The following is a 24,803-nucleotide window of genomic DNA, read 5'->3' on the forward strand; positions in this document are numbered from 1 at the left end:
TAGCCAACTTACGTCGCGCCAAAGCAGGTTATCGGCACATCCGGGTGGGCATACTGGCCTCATGCGTTCCATCTGGAAGGGTTCGATCGCATTCGGTCTGGTCAACGTCCCGGTGAAGGTCTACAGCGCCACCGAGGACCACGACATCAAGTTCCGTCAGGTGCATGCCAAGGACAACGGCCGAATCCGCTATCGGCGGGTGTGCGAAGAATGCGGCGAAGTCGTCGACTACGCCGACATCGCGCGGGCGTATGAGTCCGACGACGGCCGAATGGTGGTGATCACCGACGACGACCTGGCGAATCTTCCCGAGGAGCGCGACCATGAGATCGCGGTGCTCGAGTTCGTCCCGGCCAGTGATCTGGACCCGATGCTCTATGACCGCTCGTATTTTCTGGAGCCGGCGACGAAATCGATCAAATCCTATGTGCTGCTGGCCAAGACACTGGCCGAGACCGACCGGGTGGCGATCGTGCATTTCACCCTGCGCAACAAGACCCGGCTGGCGGCCTTGCGGGTCAAGGACTTCTCCAAACGTGAAGTGATGATGGTGCACACCTTGTTGTGGCCGGACGAGATCCGCGATCCGGACTTCCCGGCGCTGGACACCAAGGTAGAGATCAAGCCCGCCGAGCTGAAGATGGCCGGGCAAGTGGTGGAGTCGATGGCCGACGACTTCGATCCCGACCGCTACCACGACAGCTACACCGAACAGCTGCACGAGTTGATCGAGGCCAAACTCGAAGGCGACGAGGCATTCGTCCCCGAGGAGCGGCCCGCCGAACTGGACACCACCGAAGACGTCTCCGACCTGCTGGCCAAGCTGGAGGCCAGTGTGCAGAAGCGTTCGACCGCCAAGAAGGCGCCGGCCAAGAAGGCGTCCGCTAAGAAGGCTCCGGCAAAGAAGGCTCCGGCAAAGAAGGCTCCGGCGAAGAAGGCAGCGGCGAAGTAGCGCCGGCAGCCGCCACCGCGGGCCGCTGGCGCACCCGTTGCGGCCACCAGAACCAGCGCCCGAGCAGCGCGGCGATGCTCGGTGTCATGAACGACCGCACGATCAACGTGTCGAACAGCAGGCCCAGCGCGATGGTGGTCCCGATTTGGCCCAGGATCCGCAGGTCACTGAAGATGAACGACGCCATGGTGGCGGCGAACACCAGCCCGGCCGCGGTCACCACCGACCCGGTCCCGCCCATCGCCCGGATGATGCCGGTGTTCAAGCCGGCGCCGATCTCTTCTTTGAACCGCGAGATCAGCAGCAGGTTGTAGTCCGAGCCCACGGCCAGCAGCAGGATGACGGCCAGGGCCAGCACGATCCAGTACAGGTGAATGCCGAACAGGTACTGCCACACCAGCACCGACAGCCCGAACGAGGCGCCCAGCGACAAGGCGACGGTGCCCACGATGACGATCGCCGCGACCAGGCTTCGGGTGATGATCATCATGATCAGCAGGATCAGGCTCAGCGCGGCGATCCCGGCGATCAGCAGGTCATACTTCGCCGCGTCGGCGATGTCCTTGTAGGTGGAGGCGGTGCCGGCCAGATAAATGTGCGAGCCCTGCAGCGGGGTTCCCTTGACGGCCTCCTTGGCGGCGTCGCGGATCTTGTCGATGTGCGCTATGCCTTCCGGGGTGGCCGGGTCACCCTCGTGGGTGATGATCATCTGCGCGGCTTTGCCGTCCGGCGACAAGAACAGCTTCATCCCGCGTTTGAACTCCGGGTTGTTGAACGCCTCGGGCGGCAGATAGAAGGAGTCGTCGTTCTTGGCTTCGTCGAAGGCCTGTCCCATGGCGGCCGGGTCGTCGTTGGCGGCCGCAGACTGATCGCTGATGCCGGAATTGGTGGCGTAGTTGTTCAACGCCAGATCGCGGTTGACCTGCTGGCTTTCGATCTGAGACGGGATCAGGCCGACCAGTTGGGGTTGCAGCGCATCGAGGCGGTCCAACGTGGCCGTCAGTTGCTCGAACTTCTCGCTGAGCTGATCGACACCGTCCTGCAGGTCGAACACCGACCGCAGTGCCCAGCAGGCGGGAATATCGAAGCAGTGCGGCTCCCAGTAGAAATAGCTCCGCATGGGCCGGAAGAAGTCGTCGAAGTTCGCGATCTTATCCCGCAGGTCGTTCATCAGCTCGATGGTGTCGTGAAAGCTTTGGGTCTCGGCGTGTGTGGCGTCGGCCAGCTGCTGCTGCAGTGCGTATTGCTGTTCCAGGGTGTGGATCGACTTCTCGGCTTCGGCGGCCTGCGTGAGCAGATCGGCCGCCCGGTCCATCTGGTATTTCAGGTTCTGGGTCTGCGCGACGCTGCCCTGGCCGACCGCGAACGGTATCGAGGTGTGTTTGAGCGGCGTACCCAGCGGCCGCGTTATCGATTGCACCTTGGCGATACCCGGGGTGTGGAACACCGCCTTGGCGACGCGTTCCAAGACCAGGAAGGACGCCGGATTGCGCAGGTCATGATCCGACTCGATCATCAGCAGTTCCGGGTTCAGCCGGGCTTGCGAGAAGTGCCGCTCGGCGGCCGCGTAGCCGATGTTGGCCGGGGCCCGGGCGGGCATGTACTCACGGGCGTCGTAGCTGGTCTTGTAGCCCGACAGGGCGAGCAACCCGATCAGGGCGACCCCGCACGCCACCACCAGAATGGGCCCGGGCCAACGGACGATGGCGGTGCCGATCCGGCGCCAGCCGCGGGTACGCATGGCCCGCGTGGGTTCGAAACGGCCGAAGCGACTGCCCACCGTGAGCACGGCCGATGTGAGGGTGAGCGCGGCGATCAGTGCCACGAAGATGCCGATCGCCGCGGGTACCCCCAGGGTGCGGAAGTACGGCAGCCGGGTGAAACTCAGGCAGAACACGGCCCCGGCGATCGTCAGGCCCGAGCCCAGCACGACATGCGCGGTGCCTCGGTACATGGTGTAGAAAGCGGTCTCCGGATCCTCGCCGGCGGCGCGCGCCTCCTGATAGCGGCTGATGAGGAAGATCGCGTAATCGGTCCCCGCGGCGATCGCCAGCAGGGTCAGCAGATTCGTTGAGTACGTTGATAATCCGATAATCTCGCGGTAGCCCAGGAACGCGACGAAGCCACGAGCGGCGGCCATTTCGATGGCGACGGTCAACAGCGCCAGCGCGGTGGTGGCGACCGAACGGTAGACGGCGAACAGCATGACCGCGATCACCAGGAAGGTGATCGCGGTGACCTTGTTGGTGCCTTCACTGCCCACCGAGAACTGGTCGGCGACCAGCGGTGCCGCACCGGTGACATAGGCGTGGACGCCGGGGGGCGCGGGCGTGCGCTCGACGATGTCGCGAACGGCGGCGACGGACTCGTTGGCCAAGGTCTCGCCCTGGCTGCCGGCCAGAAACACTTGTGCCAGTGCCGCTTTGCCGTCGTTGCTCTGCGAGCCGGCAGCGGTCAGCGGATCGCCCCAGAAGTTCTGGATGTGTTGGACGTGTCGGGTGTCGCGCGCGAGCTCGGCGATCAGGGTGTCGTAGAAGCGGTGCGCCTCGTCGCCGAGCGGCTGGTCGCCTTCGATGACGATCATCGCGGCGCTGTCGGTGTCGTACTGCTGGAACACTTTTCCGATGCGCTTGGCCGCCTGATACGACGGCGCGTCCGGGGAGCTCATCCCCACGTTGTGGGCTTCGGCCACCACCTCTAGTTGCGGGACGAGACTGTTCGTCACCGCGGCGAGCGCCACCCAGAACAGCACGATCGGAACCGCGAACCGGCGGATGGTGCGCGGCCAGAAGGGTCGGCGGCCGTCCTCGCTCATCCGGACTTGTCCAAGCAGAAGGTGTAGGCGCTCATGGTGTCGACGATCCTTTCGTCTTTGAGCTCACCATCGATGAAGATGCGGCAGCCGAGCATGCTTCCGTTGCCCTGCGCTCGCAGGTCGGCGATCACGGCCGGTTCGGTCGTCGTCTCCTGGTATCTCCAGGGCAGCGGGGCGTCGATGACCTGCTGTGGCGCGGCGTTGACATCGAGGTAGTTGATGGTGGCGGTGGCTCCCGGCGCGCCGAAGACCTCGTAGACGACGTTTTTGGGGTTGAACGGGACGATTTCCTCCCCCGAGTCGCTGCTGGTCGACGTGGTGTCGCCCGAGCCGAAGATGCCGTGCAACCGATAGACGCAGAACGCCGCAACGGCGACCACCACCACGGCGACGATGACCATCCACCCCCGCCGGACCAGGCCGGAAAGTGACGGACTGCGCACCGGCCAAGCGTACGGTACGGAACCGTACGGCTTCAATGGCCCGGCGGTGATGATTTCGGGCTGGGGGCGTCAGCGCGCGCCGCGGGTGAGGCCCGGAAGCACCACTTGGTCGACGAGATCCGCCACGGTGCGCGCCGTGGTCTCCCGGCCGGACACCAGGGAGCGGAAGATGAGATACCCGGGCAGGACGTCCCACAGGTCGTCGTTGATGGCGGCGGCATCGATCTCACCGCGGTCCACGGCCTGCCCCAGGATGTGGAGCATCAGCGCCTTGCGCTGATCGATGAACTGGTGCTGCATCGCGTCGTTGAGTGCGGGGTTTCGCGACACTTCCACCAGCACGGCGCGGATGGTGCCCGCATGCCGGGCGGTCTGTTCGCAGATCAGCTCGCCCAGCCGCACCAGGTCGCCGCGCAGGGTGCCGGTGTCGGGTGGGACGGCGACCTGGCGGATGCCTTCGGTGAATGCGGCCAGCACCAGTTCAGCCTTGGACGGCCAACGCCGGTAGACCGTGGCCTTGCTGGCGCGCGCGGTGGCCGCAACCGCGTCGACCGTCAGCCGGTCGTAGCCGTTCTCCTGCAACAGTTGCAAGGTTACGTCCAACAGCTCGGCTTCACGCGGCGACCACGTCGAGGTGCCGGCAAGGTCGACGTTCTGACTCACGGCATCAACCATAGAGCGCCGCCGGCAAAGTCTGCGCTCGATCCTGGCTAGAAGGGCGGCGGATCATTGCAGGCCGCGCGTGCATTTCGTTCGGCGGCTGCGGCGGCCTCGGCGGCCAGACGGACTTCGTTGTGATTGCGCTCCAGCCGAATCCGGTAGGCCCGGTCCTGCGCCCGCGTGCGCCTGCGAGTCGGCATCATCAGCCCGCGGTTGCCCGTCGGCGACCACTCCGGCAGGTTCAGCTCACCGGTGGGCGCGGCCAGCTGGGGGAAGTACAGGGCGCCACCGGGTTTGGTGACGTAGGTGTGCCCGGTCGGGGCGATCCAGATGACCGTTCCGTCCGGTTCCTGCCGGTCACGCCACCCGTTGGCGCCGGTCCAGAACGTCTTCAGCAGGTGGTGTCTTCGACTGTTCAAGAACACACTCTGAACGGAGAACGAACCATGTCCACTACTCACCCCGTCGACACCGCCATCCCGACCCACGTCCGCATCCGCAACACCGACCCGAACCGCCGCGGCTGCCACGCTGCTGATGCCATTGTGTGCCGTGCCGACCGCCTGGCAGACGCACTGCTGGAGTCCGGCTGGTTCGCGGTGCTGCCGGACCTGATCGCCCCGGAGCTGCAGCGGGCACTGCTCGCTGGGCGCTGCACCGATGGCATGGAACGGACGCTGGACATCGCCATCGAGAACCTGTCAGAGGGCAGTGCAACGCTGCCGGACATGAACACCACCACCATTCCCCCACGCCGGCCCGCACTACCCGTTGGCGCCACCAGTTGCGATGACTTCGACCCCGAGGATGACACCCGGATCGTGCAGGCCGACCTCGGTGGCGTCGTGCTCTGGGCCGTGCAGGACCGCGACGGCCAGTTGCCGCTAGACGAAATCGCCATCATGGTTGATGGCTGCGACCTGACAGACGCGTACTCAGCGGCACGGCTGCGCGAGCTGATTCCCACGCTGGAACGCGCTGCGGACCTCGCCGACCAGTGGGCGGGCAAGCGATGACCGCAGACGAGCAGCAGCGGGCACGTGTCCGCGCAGCGGCTGCGGTGCTTCCCGGCGAGAGCTGGTCTGCCAGTGAGCTGCACGCCCTCGCGGACTTTCTTGATTCGATAATCGCGGCTCGCAGGCGAGTGGCCACGACCGCCGGACGGCCCAAGCTGTCACTCGTCGGCGGTACGGTGCGGTCATGAAGCGCCTGATCCTCGCCGCGCTGGTGGCAACCACGGTCATCATGACCGGAGTCGCCCACGCTGACCCGGCTGGCAACGCCATCTGCCGCCTGCTCGCTGCCGGGAACACGCCGAGTGGCCTGGAATCCTCGGTGACGGTGCGCCAGGTGCTCGGGCCGGACGCGACCAGCGCCGACAAGCGGGTCTACATCCGATCAGTGGTCGCTGGGCAGTGCCCACAGTTCCTCTGGCGGTTCTAGCAGCACGACAGCACGAAAGCGGCCCCCAGCGTGATGCTGGGGGCCGTTTTCGTGCTGGTCAGACGGGGTGGCGGGGTGACCCCCATCGGGCCGTGGAGCGCCGCTCGTGGCTTAGGCGGCGTATCCCCCCGTCAGGAAAAAAACAAAGAGCCATGCATGACTATCCGTTGGAAAAAAAGGATGGGGGGGATGATGCCAATGCACGAGCGGCATGTTTGGCCCTGGTCAGGGGCCTCCCCCCACCATCGCCTGACCTGCGGCGATGCCAGCCGCACCCACGCGCAACGCTCTGACCAGCAACGGTTGCGCGGCCCGGTGCCTGACCGACGACGACGATCAGGCGACCGGGCTGCGACTTCCGCCACGGCCGCGGCGTGTCCGATGCACCGCGGCCGGCGTCACCGGACTGGCCGAAGGAGAGCGGCGCCCGGTGGTGTTTTAGGGTCCGGCTGTTCAGGCGGTATCGGCGTGTACTTCTGACAGCCGGACCGGCTCTTAGCTGCTGCCGTCGTCGGTGATGCTGAAGCGCCCGATCCGCTCGGGCCGCATCACCTGCCAGCCGATGCGCCAGGTGGCGCGCAAGAGTGTGGCGTCGTTGGCGAACAGCGCGTGATCGGATTGCGCGATGTTGACTTGCCCGACGGCGGACACGATGGCGGTGGGGTCAATCACCATGCCGGAGTTGGCCGGGATGAACGGGGAGCGCAGCACGGGCAACGACAGCAGCATCGGCTGGGCGTCGGAGGTGCCAGCGCCGAGCAGGCTGGCGTTGATCTGGTCGCCACCGACTTTGAGCTTCCGCAGCGCCGCCCACACGTCCGGGCTGACGACGATATAGCCGGGTACGGCGAGGTTGGACTCAAGTTCGGCGATGAGGTCGACCAGGCCGTCGAGATTCTGGCCGACTTCGCCGCCGTCGACCAGGCCGTCGGTGTTCAACAGTCCGGTGGACCCGGTGGCCGGCGGTGTGGGCGCGACCTCACCGAGGTACGACAGATCAGCCTTGCGGATCAGGTCACGGGCGACCGATTGCGCGGTCTGGCCGGGGGTTTCGGGCTGGCGGTGCTGCTCGTTTGAGATGGACACCAGGCGGGCCAGCTTGCGGGTGTGGATGACGACCTCGGACAGCTCGGGGGCGGAGTCGTTGATTTCGCCGCCCTCGGCGACGTAGGTGGCGGATTCGTCGTCCTTGACGTAGGCGACGCGCAGGCTCGGCTGGTCGCCCTCGATCTGCCCGGAAACGGTGCTGGTCCTCAAGATGAGGGATTCGGGGACGACATCGCCGGCGCCGAACGAGAACTTGTCTTGCGCCCACGCGACGGTGGTTAACGGGGTAGAGAGTTCGATACCGGACATTGGCCGGGTGTCCTTTCAAACGGGTGCGGCCCGGAAAGCGCGCACATCAAATTGGATTCGATGGGCGCGGCTCCGGGCCGCATCCGATTCCCCCGCTCCGGGCGAGTATGTGGTGATTCTACCTTTCCGGGGGCGCGAACGCTGACTGCCAGCTGTTCGGCTTGGATTGCTGGGCACCGATGCCGCTGGTCAGTCCACCCCGGGGCGGTAGGGGTTGTGCATGGCCTACGACGCCGAGTTCCTGCCTTGCTCGGGTGACTGCGGTGGTGACCTTCTCGGGGTCGACGGTGCCGTCGTCGGCGAGTAGGTCGGCCAGTTCAGCTACCGCGAACACCGCTGCTGGTTTCACCCCGGCCGCGTCGATCAGCCGCTCAGCGTGCTGCTGCTGCAGGGCGGCGACCGTGGTCTCGGCGGTGGTGGCGCGTTCCCGGTATCCGGCGGACTCGCGGCGCAGCTTCTCCACGTAGTCGCGACCGAACTGTTCGACCGTTTCGTCCTGGGCGTCGGTGTCAGTCGCGGAATCCGGTTCTACGGCTTGAGCTTCAGCCGTCTCTGCAGTCTCGGTGGCCTCGGTGTCGGCCGGGGCGTCGGTGGTCGTGGTGTCGGTGTCAGTCATGGGTGTCTCCTTCGTTGTCGGGGTGGTGTCCACCGCCGGCGGCGACGATGGCGGCCAGATCCGGCCAGCCGAGCAGTTCGGGCGTGGACTGGCCGGTGGTGACCAGATGCCAGGCCGTCATCGCGTCGGTGCGACTGGTCTTCGACTTGGGCCGGCCGGTGCGGCGTGCCCATTGCTGGTAGTCGGCGCGAATGGTATCGGCTACCTCGGTTTTCGATTCGTTGGTGAATGTGCGCTCGGGGTGCCCGATGCGCGGGTCGTCGTCAAATAGGTCGCTCATTCGTCTTCCATCCATTCTCTCGGGATATACGGGATTCTCGGCGCGGGCTGCGCCGGATATTCAGCGTGACTCGGGCAGGTGGCGCTGTTGCGCCACGGGCAACTCTTGTCGCAGCGGGTGAACTGCTCGGTCACAGGTCGGCCTCACTGTCGACCAGCCGCAGAACGGCATCAGCGGTGTCGAGTACGCCCGGAGCTGCCACGGACACGGTGCGGCGGCGACCATCGCGGCCTTTCGCGGTGTAGATGTCGTGCGGCTGGTTGTCACGGTGATCAGGCTGCGGATGCCAGCGGTACTCAAAAATGACACCCTTTTCGATCTCCAACTGAGTCCGCACTGGGCGGCCGTCGGCGTAGGTGTCGAAATCGCGGCCGTCGCGGCAGAAGACGGCGGTGGACTCGATGACCGTGCGCGTCACGTCCTCCAGGAACTGCTGGATCATCTCGTTCTCGTCTTCGGTGAGCGGGTACTCAGCATCGACCTGGCTGAGTCGGTCAATCACGTACTCGAGCCGCGATTTCGCTTCGGCGGCGCAGAATTTCAGGTAGTCGATGGGGTTCGGGTCGGTCATTTGGTTGCCTTTCGTCGGCTGGTGGTTGGTGGTTGGTACTGCGCGGCCCACACACCCGGCGGCGGTCGCCGGGGATGTGCTTCGGCTATCCACTGCGCGCAGCGGTCGATCACCGGGCAGCGGGCGCAGACCGAGATGGCCTCCTGGGCGGCCTGGCGGTCACCATCTGCGGCCCGGTCGAACAACGTGACATGCGACCGGCACGCAGCACCGGGCAACTTCGGGACGCCGGCCAGCACCGCGGCCAACAACTCGACGGCACCGCCATCTCGGGCGGCGTCTCGGCGGGGCCGGCGGGCCGTGTGGGTGCTCACTCGACCACCGCCTGAGTTTGCTGACAGTCCCCGTGATGCCCTTGCTTCGGGACGTGCCAGCCACACTCGGTGCACCGGCCGGGGCCGGTTGGTGGGGTGAATCCCAAGGTGTCCGAGCCAGTTTCGTCCGTCCCCCCGTCCGAACCCGTCCGACCTGTCCCAAACATTCCCTGACCTGCGGATTCAGCGGGACGGGTAGCTACGCCCCGGACGGGCAGGGTGTCCACCGGACAGGTAGAGCCGTCCGGCACTTCCAGGCCGTCCCACGATTGTTGCTGGTCACTGCCGGTTTTGGACGTACCGGACGACTTCGGACGGAGGTAGCGCGAAAACACGTCGGCCAGGTCTTCCAGACGGTAACCGCGCGCCGTTTTCTCGGTGTTATGACCGGGCTTCACCTTGTACTCACGCAACCGGTAGGCGAGTTTGCTGGGATTGAGGTCGAACCCGTCCCACGGCGACTCATCCACTTTGCGGAGTTCCGCAACGAGGTCCGCAGACGACAGGAACGACACCCCGCGCTCGGTGAACACCTCACGGATGTCAATCAGCAGTCGCACGCCCAGCGACCGGTCCTCATCTTCGCCATCAGCTCGGGCGACCAGCACCGCACAGGCCGTGCGGGCCAGCTCCGGCCAGCGGCCACCGGCCGCGTCGGCAATCGCGATGAGCGGCTCCCAGGTATCGGCGGCACGGTCCTCCACCGGCATCTCCGGTTCGGCATCGGCCAGGGCCTCGAGCTGAGTGGCGCACCACGCGGCGAGCCGGTCGCGCAGGTCGGCCAGAATCGGGCCATCACGCCGGCTGCGGAACTGCGCCACCTTCTCGTCGGGCTTGCGGCGCCGCAACGTGATGTTGACCGCCCGGTCGGTGATGGTGTCGGGCATCTGCCCGATACCCGCCAAAGCGGCCATTGCGAACGTCGGGAACTCGGTCGGCACCTGGGCGGGTCCGACGCAGCGCAGAGCCGGCCGACCACGCTGGTGACCGGCATTGAGCAGGGCGCGCAAGTCTTCGTTCTGCTCGGCTACCTTCTTGGACCCGAACAACGTGTCGGCCTCATCGACAAGCAGCGTCGGCGGATGCTCGTCGCCGATGCTGCGGTAGATGGCGGCCACCGTCGCGTTCACTGACATCAGCGGCTTATGGCATGTTCCGGCTACGACATCTAGCAGGCGGCTCTTGCCGCAACGCTTTTCGGGACTGTTGATGACTAGGCGCGGCGCATGTTGGAACGCCTCGACCGCATGGGTGGCCGTCGCCCATAGCACCACCCCGACCGCCGCGTGCTCGTCCGGGAACACCACGTACCGGGTGAAGGTGTTCAGCGTGTCATCGAGCAGCCGCGCGCCATCTGAGCTGTCCTCGGCATACCATTCGCGCAATTCCTGGGCGTAATCGTTGTCCCTCACGCGCCCAGCCCCTTGCGGCGCGCCCACGGATGCTCGGCCCGAAAGGCACTACGCTGCCGGATCTCCTGCGCCACCTTCGGCCAGTCGGCCGCGGCTGCTACGGCTTTCGCCGCCTCGGCTCGGGCCTCTTGAGCTGTTTCGACTCGTAGTGCATGGTGCTGAGCCGCATCGAGTACGGCTGCCCACTTCTGAGGGTGATCGTCGGGCAGCGACCGCCAGGCCGCAGTGCCGACCAATGGGAATCGGCCGCCAGCATCGACGTAAGGCTTCACGAACAGATGCACGTCGTACCAACTGACTTGGCGAGATGAAATGGCACTCATTTGGCCACGCCCGCCCGTGCGCGACAGACCGGCCCACGGTGGTGACTGACGCTCACCTTGTCCGTCAGTGGCCGAGAACAGTCCAGGCACTTGCAGCTCAGTCGGTACCCAAGCCGTTGCGCTTCGGCCAGCACCCATGCCTCGTAACGGTCCTCGGCGGTCGGCGCTGCGAACCCGTCTTCACGGCGGTGGCGGGTAGGATGGGGAGCGGTGTGAGTGGTGGCGGTGCCCCTGGCGAAAGCTGGGGGCGCGTCATTTGTAGGGGGACTCCCGGTCGGCGAGGCGCTCATTAGGCACCACCCGCTCGGACGGGACGCAGTAGCTCGGCCAGGCGATTCCGCTGCTCATTAGTCAGCGGCGGGCGTTGCGCCAGCACCTTTTCGATGTAGTCGGCGATTTTCGCTTCGGCGAGGTCGCGGCGGCGACCTTCAACCTGATCGGGGTGGTGCCGCACGGCGGCGGCTAGCCTGTTGCGGGCTGTGAGAGCGCGAGACATGCGCGGGATTCCTCCGGGGCCGGAAGTGCGCCATCGCTCGCGTTAACGGCGTGGCTTGAATCCCGCGATGTCAGAGCGTCGCGGCGCTCGACAAATGAGCCTACTGCATAGGCGGCACGGATACGTCGAGCGTTCTCCCGCGTGTCCACTCCTGCGCCCATTCCACTGCGCTGTCGGCGGATACCTGACGGTCCAGGCCGCAGAATGGGCACTTCCACCGCCATCCACTGCGTCCGTGGCGCGGGTCATATGCGGCGGGCGTCAACGCATATGGTTCGACCTGGATGCCGTTGATGGTCGCACCTTTGAAATCGGGCATGTTCTTCTTGCGGAGTGGCTTGACCTGTAGTCCGGCAGGGGCCACGGTGATCTCGTTGAAGATGTGCCGCTTGTGGGCGCCTCCACCAGTGCATATCACGGTGATCGTCTCGTCGCTCATCGCCACTTCACCTGCACTCTCTCCGGCTTAAACTCCTTGCCGCCCTTACCGACTGGCATGACGGTTACCTCCATGAGTACGTCCATCACGGCCCGCAGTCGATCCGGTGACAGCTCTGCAACCTTCGCCGCGACCTCAGGGGTGCCCAGCGGTAGATCATCGAAGATTCGCACTCGCTCGGCATCGTTCTGACGCTGCTCGATGTCGGCCAGCTTTGCGTTGACCCGCTCGGTCATCGCGGCATACCCGCGGCCGTCGATCAATCCGTCGGCCCGCTCGGCGGCGATCTCGTCCAGCCGCGCCAGCAGGGTGGCACGTTCCACCCGCAGAGCTTCGGCGTCGGCGGTGTCATGCTGGCGGCTCTTGAGCAGATCGACAGCGTCGGGGGCTTCCAGGGTGCCGACGATCCACGCATGAATCATGGGTTCGATGTGCTCGGCGCGGATCGAGCAGCCGTAGCAGCCCTTGCAGGCGTAGGTGATCGTGTGCGCGATGGTGCCGGGGCGGCGGGCCTCGCCGGCCTTGAGCCGACCCGGTTGCCCGCCCGTTCGCTGCATAACCCAGTGGCCAGACAGGTGGTGCCCGCAGCCGCCGCAGATCAACATGCCGGTGAGTAGGTGCTTGGATACCGCCTTGGGTCCGGGCTTGCGGCCGGGGGCGTTCATCTTGTTCTGCACGGCACGCCACAGATCTGGGTCGACCAGCGGCGTCCAGGTGCCCGGCCCCAGGATCTCGCCCTGATAGTCGCGCAACGCGGCATTGCGTGGTGCACGCATGAACAGCGACACGGTCGAGGGGGTCCAGGGCTTCCCAGTCAGTCCGTAGTGACCGGCATCGTTGAACAATGCCGCAACGTCTTTGAGGCTGGCGCCGGCCAGGATCGCCCGGTACGCCTCGGCGACCAACGGGGCGGTCACCGGGTCCGGTTCGCGGGTGCCGTCGTCATCGCGCTTGTCGCCGACGAATGGCAGATACCCGAACGCTCTACGCCACTTCGGCTTACCCGACTCCGCGCGCTGGCGGGCGGCTCGGAGCTGGCGCACGCGCATCATGGCGATTTCGTGTTCGGACACCGCCGTTTTGATGTGCACCGTCAGGACACCGGTCGGACTGTTCAGGTCGATGTCGCCCTGTCCGGTCGTGGCGAACAGCACCGGCCGGCCGACACCCGCGAAGAACCGCCGCAGTTCTTCCAGTTCGCGCATCATGCGCCAGCCGCGGTCCTGGTCCCACGCCGCGATGGCGTCGACCTTGCCCGCCTTGATGTCGGACAGCAGTCGGTCCCACTCGGGGCGTTGCTTGCCGTTACTGGCGCTGCGGTCATTGTCGACGTAGTGGCCGGCAACGCGCCAGCCCTTGATCTCGCACAGTGCGGCGGTGTCCTCGCGCTGCCGGCTGACCCCGGCTCGCTTGTCCTGCGGATCGCTGCTGATCCGCAGGTAGCAGCCCGCCCGAATCTGTTGCGTTGCACTGTTCACCCTTGTAGGGTACTTCATGCAGTCGATAATGCAGGCGGCACAGCAGCTTGAGGTTGGACGCGTGTGTCGGGCCGAGGGGGTAGGGGACCGTGTGGTCGATGTCGGCGTACTCCGCCGGGCGCCCGCAGCCGGGGAACCGACATGTCACGTCACGGCAGCGTACAAAATCGGCCAGCGCCGTCGACGGACGATAGCCCGGCTCCGGTGGGGCATCCTGCGGGTGGCGAACCGTCCGCAACTTGGCCGACCTGGCGACCTTGCGCACCGCCTCCGCCGATAGGCCGCCGAATCCCGGTACGTACCCCGGCGCCTCGGAGCGGCCGTCGAGGGTGGCTTGTTCGGCCATCACGTGGATCATCACTGCACCCAGGGGGGCCTCGCCGGTGGCGGCCGGACATTCCGGGGAGCCGCATTCGCACGCCATCGTGGCCGCACCCGCCGTGAGCGCCTTCAAGGCATCCGCGCGCCGCTCGTCCTTGGTGCGCGGATCGGATTTGCAGACGGTGGCGGCAAGTTCGTTGAGCCGCTGATCGAAGGCCAACGCGTCGGGGGTGCGGACGTCGCCGAAAATCTCAGCCAGGCCCGAATGATGCGGCACCACCCCGATCTGGCGGGATTGGTCACGGACGCGAGCCTCGCGCACCGCAGCCGGTTCCAGAACCTGCACCCAGTAGTCGACCGCTTCGACGATGCGATTCCGCGACCAGGCGCCCCACCGGGGCGCGTTACGCTCCAGCCACCGGTCCATCCGCGGGATCGCCCCCGGATCGATCATCAACTCGGTGCGCTTGGTCACCGCCGCCACCACTTGGTAGTCCACCACACCGGCAGCAAACAGCGCCCCGAGCTTGGGCAACCGCTCAGCCAGCGCCAGGCCGATGTTCAACTGTCCAGCCGCGCGCCCACGGCTGATGCCCTGGGCGGCCGCGATCTCGGCGGCCACCGCCTCCCACCCGTCAATGGCCCAGATCTCGCGCCCGGCGGCGGGCTGCTCAGCCTGCCGGCGGCGGTAGAGCTCAGCCCCGGCAGCAAATACCCGCGCCAGTGCGGCCGACTGCAGCCGGGCCGCATGCTGCATGACATCGACCAGGCCCGCGTTGCCTAGACCGCCGAGGACGGCCAGCGTCGGCAACTTCGTTTCGAACATACATTCGATGATACCTGAACCGGCCGACACGCGCAGGCGCTCCGGGGGCCGCGCGGGGGTGAATTAGAACGTGTTTCAAAAAAAGGGTTCAGCTCGCCACTGATCCTTGTTAGCGTGCCTACGTGATCCTGGACAGATTCCGACTCGATAACTCCGTCGCCGTCGTAACCGGCGCCGGCCGGGGCTTAGGCGCGGCGATCGCGGTCGCGTTCGCCGAAGCCGGCGCCGACGTCGTCATCGCTGCGCGTACCCGTTCCCAACTAGAGACCGTCGCCGAACAGGTCGAAGGCGTCGGGCGTCGCGCCCACATCGTGGCCGCCGACCTGGCCCACCCGGAGGAGACCGCCAAGCTGGCCGGCGAGGCCGTCGGGGCCTTCGGCAAGCTCGACATCGTCGTCAACAACGTCGGCGGCACCATGCCCAACACGCTGCTGACCACCTCGACCAAGGACCTCAAGGACGCGTTCACCTTCAACGTCGGCACCGCGCACGCCCTGACCAGCGCCGCGGTGCCGCTGATGCTGGAACACTCCGGTGGCGGATCGATCATCAACATCACCTCGACGATGGGACGGCTGGCCGGGCGCGGATTCGCCGCCTACGGCACCGCCAAGGCCGCACTGGCCCACTACACCCGGCTGGCCGCCATGGATTTGTGCCCGCGGATCCGGGTCAACGGCATCGCACCGGGATCGATCCTGACCTCCGCGCTGGACGTGGTGGCGTCCAACGATGAGCTGCGCGAGCCGATGGAGAAGGTGACGCCGATGCGCCGCCTCGGTGAGCCGGACGATATCGCTGCTGCCGCAGTCTATTTGGCCTCACCCGCCGGTAGCTACCTCACCGGCAAGGTGCTCGAAGTCGACGGCGGCCTGACGTTCCCGAATCTCGATCTGCCCATCCCCGACCTGTAGAGGAAACCGGTATGCCCATTCGCGTCGCCCAGATCGGCACCGGCAACGTCGGCGTGCACGCACTCAAAGCGCTGATCACCAACCCCGAATTCGAGCTGACCGGTGTATGGGTCTCCTCGGACGCCAAAGCGGGAAAGGACGCCGCAGACCTCGCCGGGGTGGGCACACCGACCGGCGTGACCGCCACCACCGACCTGCAGCAGGTGCTCGACGCCAAGCCCGACTGCGTGGTCTATACCGCGCTGGCCGACAACCGGCTCGTCGAGGCGCTCGAGGACTTCAAGCGCATCCTGGCCGCCGGGATCAATGTGGTGGGCAGCAGCGCGGTGTTTCTGCAATACCCGTGGGACGTGATCCCGGCGGAGATGCTGGCGCCGATCGAAGAGGCTGCGCGCCAAGGCGGTTCGAGCCTGTTCGTCAACGGCATCGACCCGGGCTTCGCCAACGACCTGCTGCCCTTGGCGTTGGCCGGTACCTGCCAGAGCATCCAGCAGATCCGCTGCATGGAGATCGTCGACTACGCCACCTATGACAGCGCGGCCGTCATGTTCGACGTGATGGGATTCGGCAAGCCGATGGACGAGACCCCGATGCTGCTGCAGCCCGGCGTGCTGAGCCTGGCGTGGGGTTCGGTGGTACGCCAGCTGGCGGCCGGACTGGGTCTCGAACTCGACTCGGTCGAGCAGTCCCACGTTCGGGTGCCCGCACCGGAGGACTTCTCCATCTCCGCCGGCGACATCGCGAAAGGCACCGCGGCCGCATTGCGATTCGAGGTGCGCGGAATGGTCGACGGCGAGGCCGCGGTGGTCCTCGAACACGTCACCCGGCTGCGCGACGACCTGTGCCCGGAATGGCCTCAGCCAGCCCAGCCCGGCGGGTCCTACCGGGTCGAGGTGACCGGCGAGCCGTCGTACGCGCTGGACCTGTGCTTGTCCAGCCCCAACGGCGACCACAACCACGCCGGCCTGGTGGCAACCGCGATGCGGGTGGTCAATGCGATTCCCGCGGTGGTGGCCGCCGAACCGGGTATCCGGACCACCCTGGATCTGCCGCTGGTCACCGGACGGGGGCTCTACGCTCGTCCTTGATGACGCGCACGGGCAAGCCGGTACGGGGAAAGCCGGGCTGGTATCTGCTCGGGCCGGCGTTCGTCGCCGCTATCGCCTACGTCGATCCGGGCAACGTCGCCGCCAACGTCAGTGCGGGCGCGACGTTCGGGTACCTGCTGGTCTGGGTGATCATCGCCGCCAACGTGATGGCCGCGCTGGTGCAGTACCTCGCCGCCAAACTCGGCCTGGTGACCGGGCTGTCGCTGCCCGAAGCGGTCGGCAGTGTTGCTCGCCGCCCGACCCGGATCGCATACTGGCTGCAAGCCGAATTAGTGGCGATGGCAACAGATCTCGCCGAAGTGGTGGGCGGTGCCATCGCCCTCAACCTGATTTTCGGGCTCCCGTTGATGCTAGGCGGACTGATCACCGGGGCGGTGTCGATGGCTTTGCTCGTCTTCGGTGACCGGCGCGGCCCGCGGGCTTTCGAGCAGGTCTCCAGCGGGCTGTTGGCCATCATCGCGATCGGATTCCTGGCCAGCCTGGTAGTCGGACCGCCGCCAATGACCGATGTCGCCGGCGGGCTGGTGCCCCGCTTCGACGGCACCGAGAGCGTGTTGCTGGCGACCGCGATCCTGGGCGCCACCATCATGCCGCACGCGGTGTATCTGCACTCCGGCCTGGCCCGCGACCGGCATGGCCACGCCGAAGCCGGGCGAGCCCGGCAACGCCTGCTACGGGTGACCCGGTGGGATGTCGGCCTGGCGATGCTGGTGGCTGGCTCGGTGAACCTGGCCATGTTGGTGGTCGCGGCCGCGCACCTGGCCGGCCGGGAGGGAACCGGCACGATCGAGGGTGCGCACGCCGCGGTGGGCGATGCGCTCGGCCCCACCGTCGCGCTGTTCTTCGCCGTCGGGCTGCTGGCCTCGGGCCTGGCATCGACGTCGGTCGGCGCCTACGCCGGGGCGATGATCATGCAGGGCCTGCTGCGGATGTCGGTGCCGTTGATGTGGCGCCGGCTGCTCACCCTGATCCCGGCGCTGGTGATCCTGGCGGTCGGGACCGACCCCACCCGGGCGCTGGTGATCTCCCAGGTGGTGCTGTCCTTCGGTATCCCGTTCGCCCTGGTGCCGCTGATCCAGCTCACCGGTGACCGCGAGCTGATGGGCGCCGACGCCAACCGGCGGCTGACGTCGGCACTGGGCTGGACCATCACGGTGGTGATCGGCGTGCTCAACGCGGCGCTGATCTACCTGACCGTGACCGGAACCGGCTGAGCGTCAGGAGCTCAGGACGCTCTCGCGCGCGCTGGCCTTCTCCTCGTAGTACTTGGCCCGCTCATCGACCATCTTGAGGAACCCGTCAACCTGCTCGCGGGCCTGCTCGCCCTCGGGGCCGAAGCCGTCGCGCTCGAAGACCTTCCAGAACCGCAGCACCGGCTGCACCACGTCGTCGTGGTGGATGCGCAGGTCGTAGATGCCCGCCTTGGCGATCAGCAGGGCGTTCTCGGCGAAGCCGGGCATGTTCATGCCGGGCATCGCGAAGCCGAGCACCTCGTCGCGGATGGCGCACATGGCCTCATCCGGCGAGATGTCCAGGGCCGCGTCCATCAGGTTGCGGTAGAACACCATGTGCAGGTTCTCGTCCAGAGCAACGCGGGCCAGCAACTGGTCGGCGATCGGGCAACCCGAGGCCTTGCCGGTGTTGCGGTGCGACACCCGGGTGGCCAGTTCCTGGAACGACACGTAGGCCAGCGCCTGCAGCGGAGTCTTGTCGCCGGAGTCGTACCCGGCGATGGTGTGCTGCATCCGCATGTTCTCGAGGTTCACCGGGTCGATGCCCCGGGTGACGACCAGGTAGTCGCGCAGCGCGATGCTGTGGCGGCCCTCCTCGGCGGTCCACTGCCCGACCCAGGAGCCCCAGGCGCCGTCCCGGCCGAAGCGGGTGGCGATTTCGCGGTGGTAGGACGGCAGGTTGTCCTCGGTCAGCAGGTTGACCAACAGCGCGGCCTTGGCGACCGGGTCCAGCGGCGAGTCTTCGGGAACCCAGTCCTCGCCGCCGAGGAACGCGAAGTCCCGTCCCCTGCTCCAGGGCACATAGTCATGGGGCAGCCATGGCTTGGCGGCCTTGAGGTGGCGGTTGAGGTTTTGCTCGACAATCGGTTCCAGTTCATGCAGCAGCGCCGCCTGGACGTTGGTCATCTTCGCTCCATCCCGGATCGACATGTGGGCAGTCGATTGGCCCCCCAGCCAACCTACGGTTCCGTAGGTTTGGCCCCACGGTAGACAGACAGCCGGGGACATGTCAACCTCCGGATTGCGCTCTTCGGGCGCATTCCGCGATCGAGAATCGCGGACCGCAGCAATCCGCCGCTAGGTCGTGGCGCGGCTTTCCGAGTGTCGTTTGAGCCCGTCGGCCTCCATATCGACATAGCGCCGGATGCGGCCACCGGCGAGCAATCGGCCGAGCCAGGCCATCGGACCGGTCAACGTAAAAGTCAGCACGGCCGCAACGCCGGATCCGGCCGCAGTGAGCTCGTGGTAGCCGGTGAACCGGATTCCCGCCGCCGACGCCGTCCAGGTGAACGACCGCTCGTTAGCCAGCTCGGTGACGGTCCAGACCATCGGCCGACCGGTGGGTTGCCGGACCCGCGCGGTGCTGCCGACGCGCAACGGCCCGGAGTCGAGCCGGGTGATCTCGCGCATGGACGCCGTCCAGTCCGGCCAGCGCTCGACGTCGGTCAACACCGCCCACACGTCGGCGGGGCGAGCGGCGATGGTGTCGCTGCGGGTGTAGCGCATCGCGTGCTCCTTTCCCTCACCGGCACGCTACCGACAAACCGCCGAGCAATTGGCCGAGATGGCCCAGCGCCCGGGCGTAATCGTGGTCGGCCGGGGTGCCGTAGCCCAACACGATTCCCTGGGCCGCTGCCGACCCGTGCCAGAACGGCGCCAGACCGGTCAGGGCGATCTTTCGCTGCTGGGCGGCGGCCAGGATGTCGGCCTCCGATGGCCCCTCGGGCAACAACAGCACCGCGTGCAGCCCGGCCGCGATGCCCTGCAGGGGCATCGTCGGAGCACAGTCGGCGACGGTGGCGACCAGCGCGTCCCGGCGGTGGCGATAGCGTCGCCGCATGCGCCGGATATGCCGGTCCAGCGCCCCGGACTCGATCAGTTCGGCCAGCGCCAGCTGGGCCAGGACGTCGGTGCCGCGGTCGGCGCGCCGCTTGGCCTCGACGACCGGCTCGACCAGATCGGCCGGCAGCGCGAGCCAGCCGAGGCGCAGTCCCGGGGCGAGGCTCTTGCTGGCGCTGCCGGCGTAGACGACCTGTTCCGGGGCCAGGCCCTGCAGCGCGCCCACCGGGTGGCGGTCATAGCGGAACTCGCCGTCGTAATCGTCCTCGATGACGTAGCCGCCCCGTGCGGCGGCGAGCCGGACGAATTCGGCGCGCCGGTCGGCGGCCAGCGTGGCGCCCCACGGGGCCTGGTGGGCCGGGGTGAGCAGCGCCGCGGCCGCGGATGCGGCAAACCCGGCCGCCCGCGCCCCGTCCCGGTCGACCTCTAGGGGAATGATGTCGAGCCCGGTCGCTACGATGGTCGCCCGGTGATCGGGCAGACAGGGATTCTCCACCGCGATCGACCGGGCCCCGGCCCCGGCCAGCGCCTCACACACCAGCCGTAACCCCTGGGAGAACCCGCTGCAGACCACGATGCGCTCCGGGCTGGTCAGCACGCCGCGCACCCGGCCCAGGTACCCGGCCAGCTCGGTGCGCAGCCGCAGCGCACCGCGCGGCTCGAGCGGGCCGAGCTCGGAGTGCGGCGTGATGTGCAGGGCTCGCCGCAGCGCGCGCAGCCAGTCGGCGCGCGGAAACATGCTCAGATCGGGGCGCCCGAGTCGGAAGTCCGCCACCACCCGCGCTGGGGTCGGCACGGGACCCGGCGCCGGCAACACCCCCGGGCCCCGCGCGACCTCGGTAACCGACCCCTGCCGGCTGCGCAGGTAGCCCTCGGCGACCAGTTGGGTGTAGGCCTCGACCACTGTTCCGCGTGCGACACCGAGTTGGCCGGCCAGGGTTCGCGATGACGGCAAGGGCTCCCCCGGCGCCAGCCGCCCGTCCCGGATTGCCCGTCGCAGCGCGTCTTCTAGCGCCGTGCGGCGACCGCGCCCGGGGGGAAGCTCCAGATGCAGGTCCACGCCGCCGGCACCACTGGTCCATGAATCCGGCACGGAATTGGACCTTACTCGCAGACCACTCTCGCCCTAGCGTTGTCGCCATGAACGCTCCTGCCCCGTTGGCCCGGCGACGGCTGACCCGCACGGCGAGTTTGACCGCACAGGTCAATGCCGCCCAACGCGCCGCGGAGACGATGCGGTCACCGCGCCGTCGCCTACTCGACGACCCCTGGTCGCGGCATTTCGTCGATCACCCAGCGCTGCGGGCGGTGCTGACCAATCGGTGGCTGGCCGGCGCCGCGGTACGGGTCTTCGACCGACAATGGGGCGGCCTGCACGCGCATATCGTGCTGCGGGCCCGCTTCACCGACGACGTCTGCGCGGCGGCGGTCAGCGATGGAATCGACCAGCTGGTGCTGCTGGGCGCCGGCTTCGATACGACCAGCCTGCGAAAGGCGCGGTCCTCGGTGACGATGTTCGAAGTCGACGCAGGAACCACCCAAGCCGCCAAGCGTCCTACCGCCGAGCGGTTGCTGCCCGCACCACGCACCGGTCATATCGTCTGGGTCCCTTGCGACTTGGAGCAGGACAGTCTCCGAGACCGTCTTTTGGCCGGCGGGTTCGCCCCGCAACGGCGCAGCCTCGTCGTCTGGCTCGGGGTCAGCATGTACCTCACCGCCGAGGCGATCGAGGCCACGCTGAGCGACCTGGCGGCACTGTGCGCGCCGGGCAGCCGCCTCATCGCCGATTACATCGACACCGCCGTGGTCACCGGGGAGAGCCGGTCGACCGGTGCGAGAAGGATCGCCCGGGTCGTCGCCCGCCGCGGCGAGCCCTACCGCAGCGGCTTCACCCTGCCCGGCCTCGACGCGCTGCTGGCCGCCCACGGTTTCGGTGTCCGCGACCACGCCGGTGTAGCCGAACTGCTGGACCGGTACGACCCGACACACACCAGCGGGCTGGCGGCCGACGACTGGCTCGGCGTCGTCTGCGCGGAACGGACCGGCCGATGACCACACCGGCCGCTTTCGTTCAACGCTTCGAAGAGACGTGGGCCGCGCCGAGCCTCGAACGCCTAGACGCCCTGACCAACCCCGACGTCTGCTATGTCCAGCCGCTCCTTCCCGAGGTGCGGGGCCGCGCTGCGGCGGGCACCTATTGGCGTCGGGTGTTCACCCTGATGCCGGATCTGCACATCGACGTGGTCAACTCGGCGGTGTCGGCCGACAACATGGTCTACATCGAATTCCTGATCCGGGGCACCCTCGGGGGCAAGCCGGTGAGATGGCCGGCGATCGACCGCTACGAACTCGACGAACTCGGGCGGGTTCGCCGGCGCATCCTGTACTGCGATTCGGCGCAGCTGGTGCCGGCGCTGCTGCGGCCGCGCGGCATGGCGGCACTGCTGGGGGCGGTTGTGTGCCTGGGCTTTTCCGCGGTTCGGTCCCGGTGGAGGTGTCGATGACCGCCGCCACGGTCGGGCGCCGGCCCGCCGACGCCGCCGCTTTCGTCGAGTTCGTGCAGGACACCACCAACGATTACCGGCCCGAGGTGGTCTATCAGCTGTACGCCACCGACGCGCGGCTGGTGATGATCGCTGACGGTGCCCGCGAGGAATCGGTTGGCGTGCAGGCGATTCACGCTGCGTGGGCACGGTCGTGCGCGTTGTTCGAGGCGTGCCGGTTCAAGCTGTCCAAGCGACTGGTCGCCACCACCGAAGACACCATTGTCAACGAGTGGTGGGGCGGCCCGGATGGCCGGCGCGACGGCTGCGGGATCGAAGTCTGGCGCTTCGACGCGCAGGCGAAGGTCCGCACCGTGCATGTCTACAGCTTCGTGAAAGTGCGCTCCGCCCGGCATCCGCTCCAGGTCCTGCAACTGCTCATCGGTTCTCCCGGGATGGTGCTCGCGTTCGGGCGCGCAGCGTTACGGCGGCGCGCAAGCCGCTGAGCGGCGGCGGATACGGTTGTGCCCATGACCGATCTGTCAGGCAAGGTGGTGTTGGTGACCGGCGCTTCGTCGGGCTTGGGCGCGGCGACGGCCCAACTGTTCGCCCGGCGCGGAGCATCGGTGTTCGGGGTGGCCCGCGACACCGAACGGCTGACTACGGTGTTCGCCGACGTGCCCGGCGGACGGTTCGCCGGCACGGACATCAGCACAGCGCCGGCCTGCGCCGCGGCGGTGGAGCAGTGCGTCGAGCAATTCGGCCGGCTCGATGTGCTGGTCAATGTCGCCGGCGCCCACCAAATGCGCCACACGCTGGACGTCACCGACGACGAGTGGGCCCACGACCTGGCGGTCAACCTCAACGGGCCGTTCTTTCTGTGCCGCGCGGCTCTACCGCACCTGCTGGAGACGGCCGGCAACATCGTCAACGTCGCCTCGATCGCCGGGGTGGAGGGCCAGGCATATTCGGCGGGCTATTGCGCGGCCAAGCACGGGCTCGTCGGGCTCACCCGGTCGTTGGCCGTCGAGTTCACCGCGGAGAAGCTGCGGGTCAACGCCGTGTGTCCGGGCGGGATGCTGACCCCTCAGGTGACGAACTTCCAGCTGCCCGAGGGTGCCGACGTCAACCTCGTCATGCGGGTGGCCTCACCGCGCGGGATGAGCGCTCCCAGCGACGTCGCCGAGGTGATCGCTTTCCTGGCCAGCGACGCTGCGGCCGCGGTGCACGGCGCGGTGTATCTGACCGACAACGGCAAGACCGCCGGCTAGCGCAGCGGCAGCCCGGTCAGTGCCCGCGCGATCACCAGACGCTGGATCTCACTGGTCCCCTCGAAGATGGTGAAGATCTTGGCGTCGCGGTGCATCCGCTCGACCGGGTAGTCGCGGGTGTAGCCGTTGCCGCCGAGGATCTGGATCGCCTCATCGGTGACATAGACCGCGGTTTCGCTGGCGACCAGCTTGGCCATCGAGCCCTCGGCGTTGTCGAACGCCTTGTTGTTGCGCGCCATCCAGCCGGCCCGCCAGACCAGCAGCCGCGCGGCGTCGATGCGGCTCTTCATGTCGGCCAGCTTGAAGGCGACCGCCTGGAACTCGCCGATCTTGCGGCCGAACTGCTCTCGCTGGCAGGCGTATTCCAGGGCGTACTCGTAGGCGGCCCGCGCCACCCCGACCGCCATCGCCCCGACCGAGGGGCGGGTGCGTTCGAAGGTCTTCATCGCCGCCTGGCCCCCGGCGGAGGCGCCGGACTTGACGCGGGCGACCCGATCCTCGAACTTCTCCCGGCCGCCGAGGATCATGTCCGCGGGCAGGCGGACGTTGTCCAGGACGATCTCGGCGGTGTGCGAGGCCCGGATGCCGTGCTTCTTGAACTTCTGGCCCTGGCTCAGGCCGGGGGTGTCGGGCGGAAGCACGAACGTGGCCTGGCCCCGCGAGCCGAGCTCGGGATAGACCGAGGCCACCACGATGTGCACGTTGGCGATACCGCCGTTGGTGGCCCAGGTCTTGGTGCCGTTGAGCACCCACTCGCCGGTGGCCTCGTCGTAGCGGGCGCGGGTGCGGATCGCGCCGACATCCGAACCGGCGTCGGGCTCGGATGAGCAGAAGGCCCCAAGCTTGGGTTCGTCGGCCGTGCCGAACATCTCGGGCAGCCAGCGGCCCAGCTGTTCGGGAGTTCCGTTGCCCGCCAGTGCCGCTGCCGCCAGACCGGTGCCCAGAATCGACAGCGCGATACCGGCGTCACCCCAGAACAGCTCCTCGAACACCGTCAACATCCCGATGCCGCTCGGTTCGGCTGCCTGGGTGGCGAACAGCTCTGGCGAATACAGGCCGATCTTGGCCGCCTCCTGGATGATCGGCCACGGGGTCTCCTCGCGTTCGTCCCATTCGGCGGCGGCCGGACGGACGACATCGGCGGCGAACTGGTGCACCCAGTCGCGCACCTCGATCACGTCATCACTGAGCTCTATCGAGAACGACATCG

At 67.5% G+C, this 24,803-nt stretch carries 28 protein-coding genes and 1 pseudogene; 11 read left to right on the forward strand and 18 right to left on the reverse strand.

Features of this window, described 5'->3' with window-relative positions:
* Positions 1 to 61: 61 nt before the first annotated feature.
* Positions 62 to 952 carry a non-homologous end joining protein Ku gene (gene ku / locus BST28_RS08225; protein WP_083080631.1) on the forward strand — a complete coding sequence of 297 codons (891 nt, stop codon included), beginning with the start codon at positions 62 to 64 and terminating at the stop codon, positions 950 to 952.
* On the opposite strand, the gene BST28_RS08230 is transcribed toward ku, so the two are convergent.
* From BST28_RS08230 to BST28_RS08245, 4 genes and pseudogenes are all read right to left on the reverse strand, one after another.
* Positions 885 to 3,767 carry an MMPL/RND family transporter gene (locus tag BST28_RS08230; RefSeq protein ID WP_083080632.1) on the reverse strand — a complete coding sequence of 961 codons (2,883 nt, stop codon included), beginning with the start codon at positions 3,765 to 3,767 and terminating at the stop codon, positions 885 to 887. The two genes, ku and BST28_RS08230, sit on opposite strands and share 68 nt — an antisense overlap.
* Complete coding sequence (locus BST28_RS08235; RefSeq protein ID WP_205634547.1) at positions 3,764 to 4,210, reverse strand: MmpS family transport accessory protein; 447 nt, start codon at positions 4,208 to 4,210, stop codon at positions 3,764 to 3,766. Before BST28_RS08235 ends, BST28_RS08230 begins: the two co-directional genes overlap by 4 nt.
* Before the next feature lie 69 nt (positions 4,211 to 4,279).
* The gene (locus BST28_RS08240) at positions 4,280 to 4,885 is read right to left on the reverse strand and encodes a TetR/AcrR family transcriptional regulator (protein WP_019737115.1); all 606 of its coding nucleotides are present in this window, start codon (positions 4,883 to 4,885) and stop codon (positions 4,280 to 4,282) included.
* A 35-nt stretch (positions 4,886 to 4,920) separates the two neighbouring features.
* Positions 4,921 to 5,280, reverse strand: a pseudogene (locus BST28_RS08245) (HNH endonuclease); the annotation flags it as partial.
* A 36-nt stretch (positions 5,281 to 5,316) separates the two neighbouring features.
* Here BST28_RS08245 and BST28_RS08250 point away from each other — a divergent pair.
* The 3 genes from BST28_RS08250 to BST28_RS08260 all read left to right on the forward strand — a co-directional run bounded on the left by BST28_RS08250 (position 5,317) and on the right by BST28_RS08260 (position 6,755).
* Complete coding sequence (locus BST28_RS08250) at positions 5,317 to 5,886, forward strand: hypothetical protein (protein WP_083080634.1); 570 nt, start codon at positions 5,317 to 5,319, stop codon at positions 5,884 to 5,886.
* A 184-nt stretch (positions 5,887 to 6,070) separates the two neighbouring features.
* Complete coding sequence (locus BST28_RS08255) at positions 6,071 to 6,313, forward strand: hypothetical protein (protein WP_083080635.1); 243 nt, start codon at positions 6,071 to 6,073, stop codon at positions 6,311 to 6,313.
* A gap of 262 nt (positions 6,314 to 6,575) precedes the next feature.
* Positions 6,576 to 6,755 carry a hypothetical protein gene (locus BST28_RS08260; RefSeq protein ID WP_083080636.1) on the forward strand — a complete coding sequence of 60 codons (180 nt, stop codon included), beginning with the start codon at positions 6,576 to 6,578 and terminating at the stop codon, positions 6,753 to 6,755.
* Positions 6,756 to 6,808: 53 nt separating this feature from the next.
* Here the strand turns inward: BST28_RS08260 and BST28_RS08265 are convergent, their stop codons facing one another.
* From BST28_RS08265 to BST28_RS08310, 10 genes are all read right to left on the reverse strand, one after another.
* Positions 6,809 to 7,669, reverse strand: coding sequence for a phage major capsid protein (locus tag BST28_RS08265; protein ID WP_083080637.1), 861 nt, complete (start codon positions 7,667 to 7,669; stop codon positions 6,809 to 6,811).
* Between the two features lie 118 nt (positions 7,670 to 7,787).
* Entirely contained in the window at positions 7,788 to 8,285 is a 498-nt protein-coding gene (locus BST28_RS08270) for a hypothetical protein (protein ID WP_083080638.1), read from the reverse strand.
* Positions 8,278 to 8,565: a hypothetical protein gene (locus BST28_RS08275; protein ID WP_083080639.1), complete on the reverse strand. Its 288-nt coding sequence runs from the start codon at positions 8,563 to 8,565 to the stop codon at positions 8,278 to 8,280. The genes BST28_RS08270 and BST28_RS08275 overlap by 8 nt, the downstream gene beginning before the upstream one ends.
* Before the next feature lie 130 nt (positions 8,566 to 8,695).
* On the reverse strand, positions 8,696 to 9,136 hold the full coding sequence (locus BST28_RS08280) for a hypothetical protein (RefSeq protein WP_083080640.1): 441 nt from the start codon (positions 9,134 to 9,136) through the stop codon (positions 8,696 to 8,698).
* Positions 9,133 to 9,450 carry a WhiB family transcriptional regulator gene (locus BST28_RS08285; RefSeq protein ID WP_165758062.1) on the reverse strand — a complete coding sequence of 106 codons (318 nt, stop codon included), beginning with the start codon at positions 9,448 to 9,450 and terminating at the stop codon, positions 9,133 to 9,135. Before BST28_RS08285 ends, BST28_RS08280 begins: the two co-directional genes overlap by 4 nt.
* Positions 9,447 to 10,862, reverse strand: a complete 1,416-nt coding sequence (locus BST28_RS08290) for a DUF3631 domain-containing protein (protein ID WP_083080642.1) — start codon at positions 10,860 to 10,862, stop codon at positions 9,447 to 9,449. The genes BST28_RS08285 and BST28_RS08290 overlap by 4 nt, the downstream gene beginning before the upstream one ends.
* Positions 10,859 to 11,185, reverse strand: coding sequence for a DUF2742 domain-containing protein (locus BST28_RS08295; protein WP_083080643.1), 327 nt, complete (start codon positions 11,183 to 11,185; stop codon positions 10,859 to 10,861). The genes BST28_RS08290 and BST28_RS08295 overlap by 4 nt, the downstream gene beginning before the upstream one ends.
* A gap of 596 nt (positions 11,186 to 11,781) precedes the next feature.
* Positions 11,782 to 12,120 (reverse strand): hypothetical protein, encoded by a 339-nt coding sequence (locus BST28_RS08300; RefSeq protein WP_133054289.1) that lies wholly within the window; start codon positions 12,118 to 12,120, stop codon positions 11,782 to 11,784.
* Positions 12,117 to 13,559 carry a recombinase family protein gene (locus tag BST28_RS08305; RefSeq protein ID WP_234808234.1) on the reverse strand — a complete coding sequence of 481 codons (1,443 nt, stop codon included), beginning with the start codon at positions 13,557 to 13,559 and terminating at the stop codon, positions 12,117 to 12,119. Before BST28_RS08305 ends, BST28_RS08300 begins: the two co-directional genes overlap by 4 nt.
* A complete protein-coding gene (locus BST28_RS08310) occupies positions 13,441 to 14,745 on the reverse strand; it encodes an HNH endonuclease signature motif containing protein (RefSeq protein ID WP_234808229.1) in 1,305 nt (434 codons plus the stop codon). Before BST28_RS08310 ends, BST28_RS08305 begins: the two co-directional genes overlap by 119 nt.
* Before the next feature lie 122 nt (positions 14,746 to 14,867).
* On the opposite strand from BST28_RS08310, the gene BST28_RS08315 reads away from it, so the two are divergent.
* The 3 genes from BST28_RS08315 to BST28_RS08325 are packed head-to-tail and all read left to right on the forward strand — an operon-like array spanning position 14,868 to position 17,982.
* Entirely contained in the window at positions 14,868 to 15,659 is a 792-nt protein-coding gene (locus tag BST28_RS08315; RefSeq protein WP_083080646.1) for an SDR family oxidoreductase, read from the forward strand.
* Between the two features lie 11 nt (positions 15,660 to 15,670).
* Positions 15,671 to 16,747, forward strand: a complete 1,077-nt coding sequence (locus BST28_RS08320; RefSeq protein WP_065286893.1) for an NAD(P)H-dependent amine dehydrogenase family protein — start codon at positions 15,671 to 15,673, stop codon at positions 16,745 to 16,747.
* Entirely contained in the window at positions 16,747 to 17,982 is a 1,236-nt protein-coding gene (locus tag BST28_RS08325; RefSeq protein WP_083080647.1) for an Nramp family divalent metal transporter, read from the forward strand. Before BST28_RS08320 ends, BST28_RS08325 begins: the two co-directional genes overlap by 1 nt.
* Before the next feature lie 3 nt (positions 17,983 to 17,985).
* Here the strand turns inward: BST28_RS08325 and BST28_RS08330 are convergent, their stop codons facing one another.
* The 3 genes from BST28_RS08330 to pdxR form a co-directional block, all read right to left on the reverse strand.
* Positions 17,986 to 18,906, reverse strand: coding sequence for an acyl-ACP desaturase (locus BST28_RS08330; RefSeq protein WP_065286988.1), 921 nt, complete (start codon positions 18,904 to 18,906; stop codon positions 17,986 to 17,988).
* Positions 18,907 to 19,077: 171 nt separating this feature from the next.
* Entirely contained in the window at positions 19,078 to 19,506 is a 429-nt protein-coding gene (locus tag BST28_RS08335) for an SRPBCC family protein (RefSeq protein ID WP_065286891.1), read from the reverse strand.
* Between the two features lie 16 nt (positions 19,507 to 19,522).
* A complete protein-coding gene (gene pdxR / locus BST28_RS08340) occupies positions 19,523 to 20,899 on the reverse strand; it encodes a MocR-like pyridoxine biosynthesis transcription factor PdxR (protein ID WP_065286890.1) in 1,377 nt (458 codons plus the stop codon).
* Positions 20,900 to 20,997: 98 nt separating this feature from the next.
* On the opposite strand from pdxR, the gene BST28_RS08345 reads away from it, so the two are divergent.
* From BST28_RS08345 to BST28_RS08360, 4 genes are read left to right on the forward strand one after another with little or no spacing between them, the layout of a single operon-like run.
* On the forward strand, positions 20,998 to 21,891 hold the full coding sequence (locus BST28_RS08345; protein WP_234808235.1) for a class I SAM-dependent methyltransferase: 894 nt from the start codon (positions 20,998 to 21,000) through the stop codon (positions 21,889 to 21,891).
* Positions 21,888 to 22,343, forward strand: coding sequence for a nuclear transport factor 2 family protein (locus BST28_RS08350; protein WP_065286888.1), 456 nt, complete (start codon positions 21,888 to 21,890; stop codon positions 22,341 to 22,343). The genes BST28_RS08345 and BST28_RS08350 overlap by 4 nt, the downstream gene beginning before the upstream one ends.
* Entirely contained in the window at positions 22,340 to 22,828 is a 489-nt protein-coding gene (locus BST28_RS08355) for a hypothetical protein (RefSeq protein ID WP_131813788.1), read from the forward strand. Before BST28_RS08350 ends, BST28_RS08355 begins: the two co-directional genes overlap by 4 nt.
* Before the next feature lie 24 nt (positions 22,829 to 22,852).
* On the forward strand, positions 22,853 to 23,593 hold the full coding sequence (locus tag BST28_RS08360; RefSeq protein ID WP_065286886.1) for an SDR family NAD(P)-dependent oxidoreductase: 741 nt from the start codon (positions 22,853 to 22,855) through the stop codon (positions 23,591 to 23,593).
* Here the strand turns inward: BST28_RS08360 and BST28_RS08365 are convergent.
* Entirely contained in the window at positions 23,590 to 24,801 is a 1,212-nt protein-coding gene (locus BST28_RS08365; protein WP_019737127.1) for an acyl-CoA dehydrogenase family protein, read from the reverse strand. The genes BST28_RS08360 and BST28_RS08365 overlap by 4 nt on opposite strands.
* Positions 24,802 to 24,803 lie beyond the last annotated feature (2 nt).

It is taken from the genome of Mycolicibacter kumamotonensis, from assembly GCF_002086285.1.
Lineage (GTDB): Bacteria > Actinomycetota > Actinomycetes > Mycobacteriales > Mycobacteriaceae > Mycobacterium > Mycobacterium kumamotonense.

Bases quoted from the DNA above. Each gene is read 5' to 3' on its own strand.
- BST28_RS08320 (WP_065286893.1), top strand. From the start codon at position 15,671: ATGCCCATTCGCGTCGCCCAGATCGGCACCGGCAACGTCGGCGTGCAC.
- BST28_RS08240 (WP_019737115.1), bottom strand. From the start codon at position 4,885: ATGGTTGATGCCGTGAGTCAGAACGTCGACCTTGCCGGCACCTCGACG.
- BST28_RS08255 (WP_083080635.1), top strand. From the start codon at position 6,071: ATGAAGCGCCTGATCCTCGCCGCGCTGGTGGCAACCACGGTCATCATG.
- BST28_RS08335 (WP_065286891.1), bottom strand. From the start codon at position 19,506: ATGCGCTACACCCGCAGCGACACCATCGCCGCTCGCCCCGCCGACGTG.
- BST28_RS08230 (WP_083080632.1), bottom strand. From the start codon at position 3,767: ATGAGCGAGGACGGCCGCCGACCCTTCTGGCCGCGCACCATCCGCCGG.
- BST28_RS08300 (WP_133054289.1), bottom strand. From the start codon at position 12,120: ATGAGCGACGAGACGATCACCGTGATATGCACTGGTGGAGGCGCCCAC.
- BST28_RS08250 (WP_083080634.1), top strand. From the start codon at position 5,317: ATGTCCACTACTCACCCCGTCGACACCGCCATCCCGACCCACGTCCGC.
- BST28_RS08310 (WP_234808229.1), bottom strand. From the start codon at position 14,745: ATGTTCGAAACGAAGTTGCCGACGCTGGCCGTCCTCGGCGGTCTAGGC.
- BST28_RS08260 (WP_083080636.1), top strand. From the start codon at position 6,576: ATGCCAGCCGCACCCACGCGCAACGCTCTGACCAGCAACGGTTGCGCG.
- BST28_RS08365 (WP_019737127.1), bottom strand. From the start codon at position 24,801: ATGTCGTTCTCGATAGAGCTCAGTGATGACGTGATCGAGGTGCGCGAC.
- BST28_RS08330 (WP_065286988.1), bottom strand. From the start codon at position 18,906: ATGACCAACGTCCAGGCGGCGCTGCTGCATGAACTGGAACCGATTGTC.
- BST28_RS08270 (WP_083080638.1), bottom strand. From the start codon at position 8,285: ATGACTGACACCGACACCACGACCACCGACGCCCCGGCCGACACCGAG.
- BST28_RS08275 (WP_083080639.1), bottom strand. From the start codon at position 8,565: ATGAGCGACCTATTTGACGACGACCCGCGCATCGGGCACCCCGAGCGC.
- ku (WP_083080631.1), top strand. From the start codon at position 62: ATGCGTTCCATCTGGAAGGGTTCGATCGCATTCGGTCTGGTCAACGTC.
- BST28_RS08355 (WP_131813788.1), top strand. From the start codon at position 22,340: ATGACCGCCGCCACGGTCGGGCGCCGGCCCGCCGACGCCGCCGCTTTC.
- BST28_RS08360 (WP_065286886.1), top strand. From the start codon at position 22,853: ATGACCGATCTGTCAGGCAAGGTGGTGTTGGTGACCGGCGCTTCGTCG.
- BST28_RS08295 (WP_083080643.1), bottom strand. From the start codon at position 11,185: ATGAGTGCCATTTCATCTCGCCAAGTCAGTTGGTACGACGTGCATCTG.
- BST28_RS08265 (WP_083080637.1), bottom strand. From the start codon at position 7,669: ATGTCCGGTATCGAACTCTCTACCCCGTTAACCACCGTCGCGTGGGCG.
- BST28_RS08350 (WP_065286888.1), top strand. From the start codon at position 21,888: ATGACCACACCGGCCGCTTTCGTTCAACGCTTCGAAGAGACGTGGGCC.
- BST28_RS08280 (WP_083080640.1), bottom strand. From the start codon at position 9,136: ATGACCGACCCGAACCCCATCGACTACCTGAAATTCTGCGCCGCCGAA.
- BST28_RS08325 (WP_083080647.1), top strand. From the start codon at position 16,747: ATGACGCGCACGGGCAAGCCGGTACGGGGAAAGCCGGGCTGGTATCTG.